This is a genomic window from Lysobacterales bacterium, from assembly GCA_019634735.1.
Classification (GTDB): Bacteria; Pseudomonadota; Gammaproteobacteria; order Xanthomonadales; family UBA2363; genus Pseudofulvimonas.
The window spans coordinates 106,680-122,034 of sequence record JAHCAT010000004.1; the positions used below are offsets into that span (position 1 = coordinate 106,680).

16 protein-coding genes are annotated in these 15,355 nt (G+C 72.3%); 8 read left to right on the plus strand and 8 right to left on the minus strand.

Annotation, left to right across the window (positions count from 1 at the left end):
• Nucleotides 1–209: 209 nt before the first annotated feature.
• The gene (locus KF823_05600; protein MBX3725374.1) at nt 210–839 is read right to left on the minus strand and encodes a serine/threonine protein kinase; all 630 of its coding nucleotides are present in this window, start codon (nt 837–839) and stop codon (nt 210–212) included.
• Nucleotides 840–876: 37 nt separating this feature from the next.
• A complete protein-coding gene (locus tag KF823_05605; protein MBX3725375.1) occupies nt 877–1,812 on the minus strand; it encodes a 2OG-Fe(II) oxygenase in 936 nt (311 codons plus the stop codon).
• A 79-nt stretch (nt 1,813–1,891) separates the two neighbouring features.
• Here KF823_05605 and KF823_05610 point away from each other — a divergent pair, with 79 nt between their 5' ends.
• The 5 genes from KF823_05610 (at nt 1,892) to KF823_05630 (ending at nt 6,817) form a co-directional block, all read left to right on the plus strand.
• The gene (locus KF823_05610) at nt 1,892–2,098 is read left to right on the plus strand and encodes a zinc-finger domain-containing protein (GenBank protein ID MBX3725376.1); all 207 of its coding nucleotides are present in this window, start codon (nt 1,892–1,894) and stop codon (nt 2,096–2,098) included.
• 48 nt (nt 2,099–2,146) lie between these two features.
• A complete protein-coding gene (locus KF823_05615; protein ID MBX3725377.1) occupies nt 2,147–3,256 on the plus strand; it encodes a glycosyltransferase in 1,110 nt (369 codons plus the stop codon).
• Nucleotides 3,253–4,524 carry an O-antigen ligase family protein gene (locus KF823_05620; protein ID MBX3725378.1) on the plus strand — a complete coding sequence of 424 codons (1,272 nt, stop codon included), beginning with the start codon at nt 3,253–3,255 and terminating at the stop codon, nt 4,522–4,524. Before KF823_05615 ends, KF823_05620 begins: the two co-directional genes overlap by 4 nt.
• Complete coding sequence (locus tag KF823_05625) at nt 4,521–5,327, plus strand: glycosyltransferase family 2 protein (GenBank protein ID MBX3725379.1); 807 nt, start codon at nt 4,521–4,523, stop codon at nt 5,325–5,327. Before KF823_05620 ends, KF823_05625 begins: the two co-directional genes overlap by 4 nt.
• A 461-nt stretch (nt 5,328–5,788) precedes the next feature.
• Nucleotides 5,789–6,817 (plus strand): CPBP family intramembrane metalloprotease, encoded by a 1,029-nt coding sequence (locus KF823_05630; GenBank protein ID MBX3725380.1) that lies wholly within the window; start codon nt 5,789–5,791, stop codon nt 6,815–6,817.
• Nucleotides 6,818–6,832: 15 nt separating this feature from the next.
• On the opposite strand, the gene KF823_05635 is transcribed toward KF823_05630, so the two are convergent.
• Nucleotides 6,833–8,179 carry a diguanylate cyclase gene (locus KF823_05635; GenBank protein ID MBX3725381.1) on the minus strand — a complete coding sequence of 449 codons (1,347 nt, stop codon included), beginning with the start codon at nt 8,177–8,179 and terminating at the stop codon, nt 6,833–6,835.
• On the minus strand, nt 8,176–9,111 hold the full coding sequence (locus KF823_05640; protein ID MBX3725382.1) for a PhnD/SsuA/transferrin family substrate-binding protein: 936 nt from the start codon (nt 9,109–9,111) through the stop codon (nt 8,176–8,178). Before KF823_05640 ends, KF823_05635 begins: the two co-directional genes overlap by 4 nt.
• Before the next feature lie 216 nt (nt 9,112–9,327).
• Between KF823_05640 and sucC the strand changes: the two genes are divergently transcribed.
• The 3 genes from sucC (at nt 9,328) to KF823_05655 (ending at nt 12,422) form a co-directional block, all read left to right on the plus strand.
• Nucleotides 9,328–10,488 (plus strand): ADP-forming succinate--CoA ligase subunit beta, encoded by a 1,161-nt coding sequence (gene sucC, locus KF823_05645; GenBank protein MBX3725383.1) that lies wholly within the window; start codon nt 9,328–9,330, stop codon nt 10,486–10,488.
• Nucleotides 10,489–10,504: 16 nt separating this feature from the next.
• Nucleotides 10,505–11,386, plus strand: a complete 882-nt coding sequence (sucD, locus tag KF823_05650; GenBank protein MBX3725384.1) for a succinate--CoA ligase subunit alpha — start codon at nt 10,505–10,507, stop codon at nt 11,384–11,386.
• A 226-nt stretch (nt 11,387–11,612) separates the two neighbouring features.
• Nucleotides 11,613–12,422, plus strand: coding sequence for an ABC transporter substrate-binding protein (locus KF823_05655; GenBank protein MBX3725385.1), 810 nt, complete (start codon nt 11,613–11,615; stop codon nt 12,420–12,422).
• A 1-nt stretch (nt 12,423) separates the two neighbouring features.
• On the opposite strand, the gene KF823_05660 is transcribed toward KF823_05655, so the two are convergent.
• From KF823_05660 to KF823_05675, 4 genes are all read right to left on the minus strand, one after another.
• Nucleotides 12,424–13,179 carry a class I SAM-dependent methyltransferase gene (locus tag KF823_05660; protein MBX3725386.1) on the minus strand — a complete coding sequence of 252 codons (756 nt, stop codon included), beginning with the start codon at nt 13,177–13,179 and terminating at the stop codon, nt 12,424–12,426.
• Nucleotides 13,176–13,655, minus strand: coding sequence for a DUF4426 domain-containing protein (locus tag KF823_05665; GenBank protein MBX3725387.1), 480 nt, complete (start codon nt 13,653–13,655; stop codon nt 13,176–13,178). The genes KF823_05660 and KF823_05665 overlap by 4 nt, the downstream gene beginning before the upstream one ends.
• Before the next feature lie 68 nt (nt 13,656–13,723).
• Entirely contained in the window at nt 13,724–14,296 is a 573-nt protein-coding gene (locus KF823_05670; protein ID MBX3725388.1) for a YggT family protein, read from the minus strand.
• Nucleotides 14,293–15,129 carry a pyrroline-5-carboxylate reductase gene (locus KF823_05675; GenBank protein MBX3725389.1) on the minus strand — a complete coding sequence of 279 codons (837 nt, stop codon included), beginning with the start codon at nt 15,127–15,129 and terminating at the stop codon, nt 14,293–14,295. Before KF823_05675 ends, KF823_05670 begins: the two co-directional genes overlap by 4 nt.
• Nucleotides 15,130–15,355 lie beyond the last annotated feature (226 nt).

Genomic DNA, 15,355 nt, shown 5'->3' on the forward strand with positions numbered 1-15,355 from the left:
GGACGTTTCGTGAGGACGCGCAGCGATGTCGTCGAGACCGCGTCGCGGTGCCGGCTGCGGAGCGCTGGACAGCGACGGCCCGGCCGACACCGCGTCGAGCTGGCCAACGGGAGCTGACCGCGCCTGGGCAGAATGATCTGCGACCGCCGTGGCGGCCTATCGGGACGTACGGGCCAGGCTCGGGCCCGGCGCCGGGGCGAGCCCCGGATTCATCCGCGCCCCTCGTTGTCCTGCCAGCGCAGCACGCGCCGGGTCAGCCAGTTGTAGAGCCGCTTGCCGCTGCGCCGCCAGGCGCGCGACAGCCAGGAGCGCCGCGCCAGCAGGCGCCGCTCCACCGGCGTCAGGTGCTCCGGACAATAGGTGCGCTTGTGCTTGAGCAGATGGCGGAGGTCCTCGCGCGCCAGGAGGCGGAACCAGCGCGAGCGCGGCGCGCCGATGCCGGCGATCTGGAAATCGACGATCGCCGGCCGGCCGTCGTCGCGGACCAGCCAGTTGGGTTCCTTGGCGAGGTCGTTGTGGACCACGCCGCGCGCCCGCAGTTGCCGCAGCAGCCGGTGCGCGGCGCGGAAGTAGTCCGGGTGCCGCGGCTGGCCCTGCTGCATGGGCAAGCCCGCGATGTGGCTGCGCTCCAGCGCCATGCCCGTCCATGACAGCAGGCGCGGCACGCCGTCGACATCGTGCAGCCGGCGCAGGGCGCGTGCCTCCCGGGCGGCGCCGCGGCGCGCCAGGGGCCGCAGCCACCAGCGCACGGCCGAAAGGTCGCGCCGGATCCGGGCATCGTCGCGGTCCTGGCAGAGCCAGATGGCGCCGAAGGCATCGCGCTTCAGGAGCGTGTCCATCGCGCCATTGTGCGGGTCGGTGCCGGTGCTGTCACCGTCAGCGTCGGCGCAGCCGTGCCAGGATCCGGCGTGCGAAGTGTTCGATGCGCCCGATCAGGCCGCGCGCCAGTGCCGCCTTGGCGCCTTCCAGCTGCGTGTTGAGGCCGGAGATGTCGCCGTAGAGGCGTTGCAGGTGCATGTCGCGACGCTTCAGCAGCACGCGCAGTTCCTGGACATCGGCCTCGTCCAGGACATGGCCGGAGCGGAAGCGGCCGGGCAGGGGCCGGTCGACGTAGATCGTCGAATGGGTGGGCGCCAGCTCTTCCGCGGGCCGCTCGCGGCTGTAGAAGTACAGGGCGATGGAGCGGCGGCTCTCGCTCTCCCGCCCGGGCGGAAGCCGGATCGGCGGGAAGGCGTGCCAGCTCCATTCGGTGGTCTCGAAGACGACCGCGCGGTTGAACAGCGGCGTGATCGTGCTGACCTGGTCGTCGTCGGCGCGCGGGTCGCTGTGCAGCTGCAGCGAGCCGCCCCATTCGTCCTGCCACTGGCGGTTGAGATAGACGATCAGGTTCAGGCGCCGGTGCCAGGGCTCGACCGGGTGCCGGTTGAAGTCGACGTGGGCATCCAGGTCCTGGCCGTTGCGGTTCTCATGGGTGCCGCCGCCGAAGTACCAGGGGTCGTAGAGCAGGTCCGGGATGCCGGTGGCGCGGGACAGCCAGTCCAGGAACGGACGCGACTGCACCAGGTCGTCCAGGGTCGCGTAGGCCGGGCCCAGTTCGCGGATCCGCTCGACGGTCGACTTGTTGCCGAGCGACCCGTCCTCGGCGACCGCGCTGCCCCGCTCGAACGGCGGAAACTGCGCCAACAGCGCGTTCGCGAACCCCTCGTCCAGGAACCCGTCGAGCACCAGGTGCCGGAAAGGACGCGCGGTGTCGAATCGCTTGCGCAGGGCGGTCGGGTCGGCGCGGTGGGGCGCTGCGATGGCGTCGGGCATTGGCGGGCGGGTCCGGGTAAGCCGTACAATGATGCCCGATCCGTCCCCGCCGTTCTAAGCCCCTGCCGGCCGCCCGACCATGTCCGACACCGCCCAACGCCAGGCCTGCGCCGTCCGCCGCTACGAGGTCACCCGCGAGGCGCTGCCGCTGAGCTGCCCGATGCCGGAAATGGCCCTCTGGAACGCCCATCCGCGGGTCTACCTGCCCCTCGAGGAGAACGGCCAGGCGCGCTGCCCCTACTGCGGCGCCGACTACGTGCTGGTCGAGCGGCGCGCCGCCGGGTGAGCCCCGGCCCGGACCGCCGGTCATCCCCGCGGCGGCACGGGTGACCCCGTGCTGACGGTGCTGCAGGTGTTGCCGGCGCTGGACAGCGGCGGAGTGGAGCAGTCGACGCTGGAGATCAGCGACGCCCTGGTCGCCGCCGGTCATCGCTCGGTGGTGGCCAGCGCGGGTGGACGCCTGCTGCCGGCGCTGCTCGCCGGCGGGGCGGAGCACCACCGGCTCGCGGTCGGGCGCAAGTCGCCGGCCCTGCTGCCGGCGGCGCTGCGCCTGCGGCGCCTGCTGCGGGGACTGCGCCCCGACATCGTGCATGCCCGTTCCCGGCTGCCCGCGTGGCTGGCCTGGTGGGCGCTGCGCGGCCTGCCGGACGGACAGCGGCCGCGCTTCGTCACCACTGCGCACGGCCTGAACTCGCCGGGCCGCTACAGCGCGATCATGGCGCGCGGCGAGCGCGTGATCGCGGTGTCGGCGACCGTGCGCGACTGGCTGCTGCGCCATTATCCCGTGCCGCCGGCGCGCATCGAGGTGATCCCGCGCGGCATCGATCCCGCGCGCTGGCGCTGCGACCTCGCCGATGCCGCCGCGTGGCGGGCGCGCCTCGAGCAGGCGCACCCGGCCCTGGCGGGCAGGCGCCTGCTTGTGCTGCCCGGGCGCGGCACCCGGTTGAAGGGCCACGTCGATGCCATCGCCGTGCTGGCCGGTCTGGTCGCTGCCGGCACCGACGCGGCCCTGCTGCTGCAGGGCGCCGCCGACACGGGGCGCCCGGCCTATCTTGAAGGTCTGCGCGCGCAGGCCGGCCGTCACGGCGTCGGCGACCGTCTGGTCATCGCGCCGGCCAGCGCGGACATCGTCGGGACCCTGGCCTGCGCCGACCTCGTCCTGCAGTTGTCGAGCCGGCCGGAGGCGTTCGGTCGCACCGTGATCGAGGCCCTGTCGCTGGGTCGGCCGGTGCTCGGTTGGGCCCACGGCGGCGTTGGCGAGCTGCTCGCCGAACTCTATCCGGAAGGTGCGGTGGCGCCCGGCGACATCGCGGGGGCAGTGGCGCGGGCAGGGGCCCTGCTCGCCGACGCGCCGCGACCCGGGCCGGTGCCCTACACCCTGTCCGCCATGCAGGAGCGCACGCTGGCGCTCTACCAGAGGCTGGTCGGGAGCGCTTCGCGATGAACGCCGCCCACGCCAGCGGCGGCGGACCTGTGGGTGGCGCGCCTCTGCCGTTCCCGGCGCTGGCGCCGGTCCTGCTGCTGTGGTCGGTGCTGGCCCTGCTGCCGGTCGGCCGGCTCTCGGAAGTGCCCCTGCTTGTGGCGGCGGGCTGGGGCCTGGTCCTGCTCTGGCGGGAGGGTTGGGACCTGCTTCGGCTGCCCGGCGTCCGCCTGGCCCTGCTGGCCTTCGCCGGCTACTGGTTGCCGGCGCTGGTGTCGGCCTTCGATGCGGTCGACCCGGGTCGTACCTGGGGCCAGGTTGCGGCGCAGTTGCGCTTCGCACCGTTCGCGCTGTTCGTCGCGGCAACGCTGCGCACCGCCGCGCAGTGGCGGTGGCTGCTGGCCGCCAGTGCATTGCTGGTGGCGGCCTGGGTACTCGACGCCTGGCTGCAGGCGCTGACCGGCGTCAGCCTGGGCGGGGCGATGACCAGCGACCGCCTGAGCGGCGTGTTCGGGGCCGGCAATCTCAAGCTCGGTGGCGTGCTGGCAGCGCTCTCGCCGCTGCTGCTGGCCTGGACCCAGCGGCGATTCGGACTGCCCGGGGTGTTCGCGGTCGGCCTGCTGCTGGCGGGCGTCATCCTGCTCGCCGGCGCGCGAGCGGCCTGGCTGGTCTACCTGCTGGTGCTGGCCGGCTGGTGCGTGCGGCCGTTCGCGGGCGGCAGCGGCCGGGCGATCGCGGTCGCCGGCCTGCTGGTGGTGGCGGGCGCGGGCATCGGGCTGGCTGCCTACCAGCTCTCGCCCAGTTTCGCCGAACGCTTCGACCGCACCCTGCACCTGGGCCGCGGCAGCGCCGGCGACCTCGATCACGCGCTGGCCGGGCGGCTGCCGATCTGGCGCACCGCTGCGGCGATGGCCCAGGCCCATCCGGTCAACGGCGTGGGCGTGCGCGGCTTCCGGCATGCCTATGCCGACCATGCCCGCCCGGACGACCCCTGGCTGGCGCAGGGCGTCGCCCTGCATCCGCACCAGCTCCTGCTCGAGCTGGCCAGCGAGACCGGCCTGTTCGGGCTGGTCTGCTGGGCCCTGACCGGCCTGCTCCTGCTCGCCGCTGGCCGCCGTGCGCCGCCGGAGGCCCGCGAGCGTGGCTGGCCGGTGGCCCTGGCCCTGCTGGCCATGACCTTCCCCCTCAACACCCACTACGCCTTCTACTCGAGCTGGTGGGGTCTGTTCTTCTGGTGGTTGCTGGCGGTGGCGATCGCCGTCCTGCACCTGCGGCCGGAACCGCCGCGATGAGCCGGCGGCCGTTGTCGGTGGTGGTGACCACCTTCAACAACGCCGCCACCCTGGCGCGCTGCCTGGACAGCGTCGCGTTCGCCGAGGAGATCGTGGTGCTGGATTCCGGCAGCCACGACCAGACCTGCGCGATCGCGATGGCGGCCGGCGCCCGCCTGTACACCGAGCCCTTCAAGGGCTACGGCGCCCAGAAGCAGTCGGCGATCGACAAGGCCAGCCACGACTGGGTGCTGCTGCTCGATGCCGATGAGGAGCTGACCGCGGCGGCCGCCGCCGAGATCGCCGCGGTGCTGCGGGCGCCGCGCGCCGACGGATACACCCTGCCGCGCCTGGAGTGGCTGTTCTGGCGCTGGCCCAGCGCCCTGGCCCGACCGAACCGCTTCCTGCGCCTGTTCGATCGCCGCCGGACGCGGATGGGCGACATGCCGGTGCATGCGGCGCCGCAGGTCGACGGCCGCGTCGTGCGCCTGCGTGCGCCCTTCCTCCACCATGGCGAGCGCGACCTGCACACCAAGGTCGACAAGCTCAACCACTATTCGACCGGCCTGCTCGCCGATGCGCGTCCCGGCAGGAACCGCTTCCTGCGCCTGCGCATGGTGCTGTATCCGCCGTTCGTGTTCCTGCGCCAGTACCTGTTCAAGCGCCATGTCCTCAACGGCAGCGCCGGTTTCATCGCCAGCGTCACCATGGCCTGGTATGCCTTCCTGAAGTCGGCCAAGCGGCTGGAGGTGGCGCGGCGGGGTCGATCCGCCACGAAGGGGCCTGACGCCGCGACGGTGCGGACCGGTCCGGATCACGAGTAGGAATTTTCCTACAACATCGCGCGCGCCGTTCCCATGACACGCCGGATGCCCACGGGCAGGCTTCCGCGTGCCGAGCGGACGGGAGCGACCACGGTGAAGCCGGATCCTGCGCGAGAAGAGGGGAAGCCGTCACCGGGGCGCACGCCGGATCGGCGATGTGCGGCGATTTCGCAGCGCCAGTCGCCCGCCCGGGTTGCGGCGGCGTCGCGCCCGTCCGCGCTGCGGGATGCGTGGGACAGAAAAGACCTACGGCTGCGAAAGATCGTCTTGCCCGGCGCCAGCGCTGGCAGCGGGACAGGCGAACGACATGACTTCGCCTGGCAACAACGTCGGCGGCGGGTGCCCGGCACAGGCCGGTGGCTTCGCCCCGGCAGTCACCCGCGTCCTGGTTGCGAGCGGGGCGTGACCGAGAAAGGGCGTTCTTCGGCATTCCTTGCCCGGGCCGGGCGAGGGCGGGCCGGATGAGGATCGAGGCGGGCGCGATGCGCCGCAAGGCAGGCGGGCGGGGCAGGGTGAGCGGGGCGGAACTGCGCTGGCGGTTGCATTGGTGGCTGAAGGCCTGCCGCGGGCTGGCCGCGGTGATCGTCTCTCTCCTCCTCAGCGGCCTGGTGATGACGTCCCTTGGGTCGGCGCCCTACGTGGTTTTCATCGACCTGGTTCCCGCCACCGGATCCGCGCCGGTCGACCGGCTGTCCGAGCTGGTGGAAAACGAGCTCAAGCGTCTCGGCGCCGACGAGGCCATCGTGGTCACTTCCGCGCCCGGTGATGGGGTTGAGACGGGAGCCTGCGGGGGCACCCTGCTCACCGCGCGGTTCCACCTGTCGCGAGGGGATGCGTCGGCCTTCTTCCGCAGCCTGCCTGCGCTGTCCGAGCGGGCCGGTGCGCCGATCTGCGGATGGGGATACAGGCAGGAGACGGATATCCTGACGTTGCGGACGCTCGCCGTTGCGAGTGGCATGCCGATCATTGCCTTGGCGCTGGCCATCCTGCTGGTTCGGGGTGGCGGCTCGTCGCGCCGGCGGCTGATCGGCACCCTGCCCGGCGTCGGGCCGGCTCTGTGGATGGGGACGCAGACGGGCGCGCTGTGCCTGTTGCTGCCACTGCTGGTGGTTCCGGCGATGGTCCGCCTGGGGGTGCCCGTGGATACGGCAGGCGACGTCCGGACCTGGGGTCTGGAGGAACTGGCGTGGCTCACAGTCATTCTGGTGCTCTGCGCGCCGCTGGTCGAAGAGTATGCCTTCCGAATGCGCTTCCTGGGGGCCGCCCGCAAGGCGGTCGGGCCGGGCAGCGCCCTGGTGCTCTCGGCCTTGGCCTTCGCGGCGTTCCACCTGCCGGGCACGATCGGTATGTGGTCGATCTACTGGGCGATCGGCATGGTACTGGGCCTGCTCTGGTTGCGCTCCCGTTCCCTGCTCGCCTGCTGCACTGCGCACGCCAGCTACAACGCCACATTGCTCGCCTGGTCAATCTGGGTCCGCTCCGGGACCTGAGGAGGGCGCTGAGGGTCAGTCGCCGCCCGGATTGCCCTGCCGGTACAGCACCACCCGCCGCTTGCCGGCCTGCTTGGCCTGGTACATCGCGGTATCGGCGCAGCGCAGCAGGTCGCTGGGCGTCCGGGCATGGTCCGGGAACAGGGCGATGCCGATCGATGCGGTCAGGACCGGGATGTCGCCGGCACGGTTTGCAGGCTCATCCGCGGGCCGCCGGGCCAGTGCCTCGGCAAGCGCGACCGCGGCGCCGCTCACCGGGGTGCCGGTGCTGAGCACGGCGAATTCGTCGCCGCCGATGCGTGCCAGCCAGGCCTGTCCGGACGCCGACCGGGCCAGGTGCTGGACGGCCTGCTGCGCGAACTCGACCAGGGCGGCGTCGCCGGCGTCGTGACCATGGTGGTCGTTGACCTGCTTGAGGTTGTCCAGGTCCAGGAACAGCAGGGCGAACGGGCGGGCGGGCTGCTCGGCGACCTGGGCCGCGAGGCGCTCGTCGAACGCGCGCCGGTTCGGCAGGCCGGTCAGGGTGTCCAGGTAGGCCTTGGCGGCGACCTCCTCGTGGGTCTGCCGGATCTGCGCGGCCATGCCCTGGAAGGTCCGCTCCAGTTCGCCGAGCTCGTCGCTGCGGCCGCTGTCCACGGCGATGTCGCGGTAGTCGCCGGCCTCGATCCGGCGTGCGGCGCCGGCCAGGCGCAGGATCGGCCGGACGATCTGGCGCTGGATCGACCAGCCGGCCGCCAGACCGCTGAGCATGACCAGCGCCAGCAGCACCGCCATGCCGGCAAGCCGCCAGCGGCTGGAGCGCGCCAGGCGCTCCTCCAGGCGGCGGTTGCCCGCCTCTATCGCCTGGTTCAGCGCCACCAGGTCCATGCGCACCAGGACCCCGCCAAGGACTTCGTCGCCGATCCGGATCCGGTGCGCGGCCTCGATGGTGTTCTCGTCGTCGCGAAGGGCGACCAGGTCGCCGGCGAGCGCGGTGCGCACCAGGGCGTTGTCCAGCGCATCCCCGTAGGTCGAGATCTCCGGGCTGCCGTCGTGGACGATGCGACCCTGGCCGTCGAACACCACCACGCGCTCGATCTGCGGCAGGTCCAGCGCGAACGCCAGCTGGTTGCCGATCGCCTGAAGGTCGAAATAGTACAGATCGTTGCTGAGCGTCCAGGCGAGCTGGCCGGCAAGCACCGAGGTGCGCTCACGGGCGCTCTCCGCCAGCAGATGCTGCTGGCTGGCCTGGCTCAGGCGCAGGGCGGCCTGCTGGCTGCCACGCTCGTACACCACCATGGCGCCCAGGGCCGCGAGCAGGACGCCGGTGACCGCGACGACCCCGGTCAGCACCTTGCGGCGCAGCCCCCAGCCCGGCTTCATTCGACCTCCCTTCGGACGCGCTCGAAGTCGCGCTGCATGCCGGTCAGGCCGGCGCGCAGGTCGGGGTCGATGGCGATGAATGCCGTGGTGCCGAAGAACGCGCTCAACGCCGGCCGCGCCTGCGGGTCGCCAGAGGCATCCAGCAGCAGTCGCCGCAGACGGTCGCGGACCGGGGCGGGCAGGTCGCCGCGCACCACCTCGAGGGCACGGGGAATCGGATCGCTGCGGTGGATCACGCGCAGGCGCTCGCGCAACGCCGGCGGGATGGCGCGTGGGTTGTCCCAGTCCAGGTCGCTGACCGCACCGGCGTCGACCAGGCCCTTGTCGATCCAGATCGCGATGTTGGTGGGCGTACGCGCGAACAGGTAGCCGACATCGCCTGGATCGGGCCGGTCGGCGATCGTCGACAGCGGTGCCAGCCGTTGCCCGGCGCGCAGCATGTCCGCTGCCGGCATCAGGTAGGCGCTGGTCGAGGCGACATGCTCGAAGGCGACGCTGCGGCCGGTGAGGTCGGCCAGGGTGATCGGCGCCGACGGCACGGCGCGCGCCAGCAGCAGGGCCTGGTAGCGGCGCACGCCGTTCCGCTCGGTGAGCAGCAGCGGCCGGGCGCCGGCCAGCCCCTGAAGCTGCATTGCCATGCCGGTGGTCTCGGTGACCCAGTCGACGTGCCCGCGCCGCAGGTAGCCGGCCATCTGGCGCAGGTCCCGAGCCATCAGGATGCGGCCTTCCCGGATGCCGAGATCCGCCATCCGCGGCACCACGTAGTCGAGCAGCGGCTTGAGCTGGGCGAAGTGGCTGCGCGGATCGTCGCTGATCCGGCCGAGGGTGAGCACGCCATCCGCCTGGGCGGCGAGCGTTCCGGAAAGCGCCGCGAGCGCCACCCAAAGGGCCAGGCGCTTGATCCAGCGTACGCGACTACGGGTACGACCCATGGAACCCCGCCTGACGGCAAGGATGCCGCCGTCGTGGCCCTACCTTAGCGCAGGCCGGGGGGGTCGGGCAGGGCCGGACCGGGCGCCGGACCGGCCAGGCGGTTTTGACGCACGGCGCCGCCATGCGGACAATAGGCGCCCTTCCCCCCGCGCATCCCCGGCGCACCCACCGCGCGCCCGGTCGCCTGCGCCCGAGCCAACCCCAGGATTCCAGCGATGAACTTCCACGAGTACCAGGCCAAGCAGCTGTTCGCCGAGTTCGGCATCCCGGTCCCGGCCGGCAAGGTCGCGGCCAGCGCCGACGAGGCCGTCGAGGTGGCGACCGCGCTGGGCGGCGAGGCCTGGATGGTCAAGGCGCAGATCCACGCCGGCGGCCGCGGCAAGGCCGGCGGCGTCAAGTACTGCAAGAGCCTTGAGGAGGTCCGCGCCGCCGCCGCCGGCATGCTCGGCACGCGCATGGAGACCTACCAGTCCGCCGGCGTCGCCCTGCCGGTCAACCTGGTGCTGGTCGCCGAAGCCACCGACATCGTCAAGGAGCTGTACCTAAGCGCCCTGGTCGACCGCGCCTCCAAGACCGTCTCCTTCATCGTCTCCGCCGAGGGCGGCGTCGAGATCGAGAAGGTCGCCGAGGAGAACCCCGACGCCATCCACACCGTCGAGGTCGACTACATCGAGGGCCTGATGCCCTACCACTGCCGCGAGATCGGCTTCGCGATGGGCCTGACCGTCAAGCAGGTCGGCATGCTGACCCGGATCATGACCGGCATCTACAGGCTGTTCATGGCCAAGGACCTGGCCCTGGTCGAGCTCAACCCGCTGGCGATCGTCAAGGGCGGCGAGCTGATGGCCCTGGACGGCAAGATCAACTCCGACGACAACGCCGACTTCCGCCATCCCGAGCTGGTCGCGATGCGCGACGTCAGCCAGGAGGACGCCACCGAGGTCGAGGCGGCGAAGCATCACCTCAACTACGTCACCATGGACGGCAACATCGCCTGCATGGTCAACGGCGCCGGCCTGGCGATGGCGACCATGGACGTGATCAAGCTCAGCGGCGGCGAGCCCGCCAACTTCCTGGACGTCGGCGGCGGCACCAACGCCGAGCGCGTCAAGGAGGCCTTCAAGCTGATCCTCGCCAACGACAACGTCAAGGTGATCCTGGTCAACATCTTCGGCGGCATCGTCCGCTGCGACCTGATCGCCGAGGGCATCATCAACGCGGTCAAGGAGGTCGGCTGCACGATCCCGGTGATCGCCCGCCTGGAAGGCACCAACGTCGAGCAGGGCCGACAGATGCTGGCCAACTCGGGGTTCGCCATCGAGCCCGCCACCGACCTCAACGACGCCGCCCGCAAGGCGGTCGCCGCGGCCAAGTAACCCGGAACCGCCCATCATGTCCGTACTCGTCAACAAGAACACCAAGCTCATCTGCCAGGGCTTCACCGGCCAGCAGGGCACCTTCCACTCGCAGCAGGCGCTCGACTACGGCACCCGCCTGGTCGGCGGCGTCACCCCAGGCAAGGGCGGCAGCGAGCACCTGGGCCTGCCGGTCTACGACACCGTCGCCGAGGCGGTCGAGGACACCGGCGCCGACGCCAGCGTCATCTACGTGCCGCCGCCGTTCGCGGCCGACGCCATCCTCGAGGCGGCCAGCGCCGGCGTGCGCGTGATCGTGTGCATCACCGAGGGCATCCCGGTGCTGGACATGCTGAAGGTGCACAACGTCCTGAAGAAGAACTACGAGGACACCTGGCTGATCGGCCCGAACTGCCCGGGCATCATCACCCCCGGCGAGTGCAAGATCGGCATCATGCCCGGCCACATCCACAAGCCGGGCCGGATCGGCATCGTCAGCCGCTCCGGCACGCTGACCTACGAGGCGGTGTTCCAGACCACCCAGGCCGGCCTCGGCCAGAGCACCTGCATCGGCATCGGCGGCGACCCGATCCAGGGCATGAACTTCATCGACGCCCTGCAGCTGTTCCAGGACGACCCGCAGACCGAGGGCATCATCATGGTCGGCGAGATCGGCGGCAGCGCCGAGGAAGAGGCAGCCCAGTTCATCGCCGATTCGGTGAGCAAGCCGGTGGTCGGCTTCATCGCCGGCGCCAGCGCCCCGGCCGGGAAGCGCATGGGCCACGCCGGCGCCATCGCCTCCGGCGGCAAGGGCACCGCCGAGGGCAAGTTCGCCGCCCTGGAGAAGGCCGGCGTCACCACCGTGCGTTCCCCCGCCGATCTCGGCGCGGCGATCGCCGGGCGGCTCGGCGCGGCCTGAGCCGGCAACAGTCGCCTGGCCGGCACGCCGCCTGGGCGCGCAGGCCAGGCGAGTCCCGAACGCGGCCTGGCCCGTCGGCGCTCCCGGCGACTGGCTTGCCTCGGCAATCCGTTGCCGCGGGATCCGATCGTCGTGATCGGTCCGGCGGTCGCAAGACGCGCCTTGCACGCCCCTTGGTCGGCCTTGCTCCGGCTTGCCTGTCCGGGCGCCCGTCTATGATGCCGTCATGAGCGATCCCTGGCCGCGCCGCATCGTCTGCCTCACCGAGGAAGGCACCGAAACCCTCTACCTGCTCGGCGAGCAGGACCGCATCGTCGGCATCTCCGGCTTCACCGTGCGGCCGCCGCGGGCGCGGCGCGAGAAGCCCAAGGTCAGCGCCTTCACCAGCGCGCGGCTGGGCGAGATCGAGGCATTGCGTCCCGACCTGGTGATCGGCTTCTCGGACATCCAGGCCGAAATCGCAGCCGAGCTGGTGCGGCGCGGCATCGAAGTGTGGATCGCCAACCACCGCAGCGTCGAGGGCATCCTCGCCTACATCCTGCGGCTGGGCGCTCTGGTCGGGGCCGGCGACCGTGCTGCGGCCCTGGTGGCGCGCGCGCGTGCCAACCTGGCCGAGGTGGCGGCGCAGGCCGCGGCCCTGCCGAGGCGGCCGCGGGTCTACTTCGAGGAGTGGGACGCGCCGATGATCTCGGGGATCGGCTGGGTGTCCGAGCTGGTCGGCATCGCCGGCGGCGACGACATCTTCCCCGAATGCGCGCGCGAGCCGCTGGCCCGCGGACGCATCATCGCCGATCCCCTGGAGCCGGCCCGGCGCGCACCGGATCTGGTGATCGGCTCGTGGTGCGGCAAGAAGTTCCGTCCCGGGAAGGTCGCCGCGCGACCGGGCTGGCAGGCGGTGCCTGCGGTGCGCGACGAGGAACTGCACGAGGTCAAGTCGGCGCTGATCCTGCAGCCGGGGCCGGCGGCCGTGCTCGAGGGCGTCAATGCGATCGCCGCACTGGTGCACGGCTGGGCGGCGCGGCGCGTGGCCCGGTGACTCAGAAGCCCAGGCGCTTCTCCGCCACCAGCCACAGCGTGGTCGCCAGCCGGTTCAGCGGCCACAGGGCCTCCAGGGGCCGGTTCAGCGCGAACAGCGCGTCGGCCAGCCGGCCGCCCGAGGCCGGCAGCATCTGGTGCCTGCCCCAGCGCAGCGGCAGGAAGCCGCGCGCCAGCAGGTGGTGGCGCAGCGGCGCCAGCCGGTAGCGCCGATGGTGCGCCTGTGCAGGGTGCAGGCGACGCGCCAGCCACTCGCTCCAGGAGGCGGCGTTGGGCAGGTGGGTCAGCACCAGGCGGCCGCCCGGCTGCAGCACGCGCCACAGCTCGTCCAGGGTGTGGTCCTGGTGGGCGACGTGCTCGAGGGTGCCGCCGGCGATCACCACGTCGAAACTGCCGTCCGGGTAGGGCAGCGACCAGGGGTGGCCCAGCGCGGCGTAGTGCATGCCGGATGCCGCGTGCAGCGCGGCGTAGGGGCCGGGCGCGACGACATCGCAGCCGTGCAGGTTGAGCCCGGCGCCCAGCTTGCGCCGTGCCAGCCACGCGAACACGCCATGCCGGCAGCCGAAATCGAGCAGGCTGCGAGACCCGGCGAGCGCGGACTCGATCTTCCGCCAGGCCTGGGCCAGCTCCGCCAGAGGTGCGCCCGGACGGGTCTTGACCGCCAGGTAGGGATCGTCGCCGGGCGTCGCCTGCGCGAAGAAGGCGGCCAGCGCCGCCTGCAGCGCGGCCGTGCCGTCGCGTGCGCCGGCCGGACTCACTCGCCGACGAAGCGGTGCTCGAAGCGCACCGGGATCGACCGGGTCGCGCCTTCCGGACGCACCTCCAGCTCGAAGCGGAGTTGCTCCTCGCCGCGGATCCGGAATTCGCCGACGTAGTAGATGGCGTCCTGGTCGCGCAGCTCGCGCAGTTCGATGTTGCCGACCTGGCCGGTCAGGGCGCGGCTGCGTGCCGTAATGCTGGCGGGCACCGCGGTGCCGCCGTCGTCGTCGCGCAACACCGCGATGTTGAGGAAGCCGCGCGTGCCGGAACGGGTGATGCCATAGCTGCGCGCCACCTCGGCCGACAAGGCCGTGGTCGGCAGGGCGTTGAAGTGCACCGTGTAACCGTCGGCGGACAGGCTGCGGGTCGGGTCGGCGGCGATGCCGGTGCCGGCCGCCACCAGGAGAAGGAGCGCAGCCAGCAGCGCGGCGGGACGGCGCGCGCTCGACCGCTCGGATCCGGAGGGGGAAGGCATGGCGGGCTCCTGGAACGTCATGCCGCGATCATACGCCCAGGGGAATGCCGCGGGCGGCAGCCGCCGGCTCAGCCCAGCGCCAGCCGGCCGGCCAGCTGCTGCAGCGGCTCGATCAGCAGGATGCGCAGCAACTGCACCGCCAGGATCGCGAACATCGGCGACAGGTCGATCGGCATGTCCGGCAGCAGGCGGCGGAACGGCGCCAGCAGGGGGCGGGTCATCTGGTAGACGAGGGGCACCGCGGGATTGCGGTTGTCGACCGGGAACCAGCTCAGCAGCACGCCCGCCAGCAGGGCCCAGAAGGCCAGCCACAGCAGCAGGGACAGCAGGTCGGCCAGGGCCCAGACCGCCAGCGCGGCGAACGGCGGCAGGCCACCCGCCAGGGCCGCGATCGCCGCCACCTTGGCCAGCGCGAGCAGCCAGGCGAGCAGCACGCCGGCGGTCTCGATCGGACCGAGCGGCGGCAGCAGCCGTCGCATCGGACCGATCGCAGGCTGGGTCAGGCGGTGCAGGACCTGGCAGAGCGGGTTGTAGAAGTTGGCGCCGGCCGCCTGCAGCCAGACCCGCAGCAGCACCACCAGGATCGCCAGGCCGAAAAGGGTGGCGATGAGGAAGTGGCCGGCGTTGGCGAACGGGCTCATGGCACCTCCGCCAGTTCGCCGCCGCGCCGCACCGCGGCGGCGACGGCGGCGTCGATCAAGGCGTCGAACTCCTGGGCGTCCAGCTCGGCCATGGCCGCGGCGGTGGTGCCGCCCGGGGAGGTGACGCGTCGGCGCAGGGTGGCGGGGTCCTCCTCGGCGCCGGCGGCCATCCGCCCGGCCCCCTGCGCGGTCTGCACCACCAGGGCGCGGGCGACGCCGGCCGGCAGGCCGTGCCGGATCGCTGCCGCTTCCAGGGCCTCGATGAGCCGGAAGAAATAGGCCGGGCCGGAGCCGGATACCGCGGTGACCACGTCCATCAGCGCTTCTTCGGCGATCCACGCAGTGCTGCCCACCGCCGACAGGACCGACTCGGCGAGGATGCGCTGTGCGGCCGTGCAGCGGCCGTTGGCGAACAGACCGGTGGCACCCTCGCCCAGCAGCGCGGGGGTGTTGGGCATGGCGCGGACCACCGCGCGGTCGCCGCCCAGCCACGCGTCGACCTGGTCGCTGCGGATGCCCGCGGCGATGGACACGAATACCGGCGCGGGATCGGGCAGCGCGGGCGCGACCAGGGTGCAGACGCCGGCCATCACCTGCGGCTTGACCGCCATCACCACCACGTCGGCGCCGGGCAGGACGGCGACGGCGTCGTCGCCCACGGTCACGTCGAAGTCCCGGGCCAGCGCCTGCCGGGCGGCCGCATCGGGGTCGGCGACGCGGATCCGGGCGCCGGGATGACCACGGCGGCGCAGGCCCGCGACCAGGCTGCGCGCCATGTTGCCGCCACCGATGAAGGCGATGTTCGGGGCCGGAGTCGGGTCGCTGGACGTCATGGACAGGCGGGCGATGGCGGTGCAGTCCGGATTCTAGCCCGGATACTTCTTTTGGCCGCTACTGCGAGACCCATAGGGGGTGGCCCGGAAGCATGCGCGCTTGGCGGCCGCGCTGCGCGCGCCCGCCAGGCAGCAAGACCGGACCGGGTGCGTCATCCGTCACCCACCACGGCCGCCGTGCGCCGACCTGCGGGCCTGATTGGCGTCGCGTCTCAGCCCGTTGCCA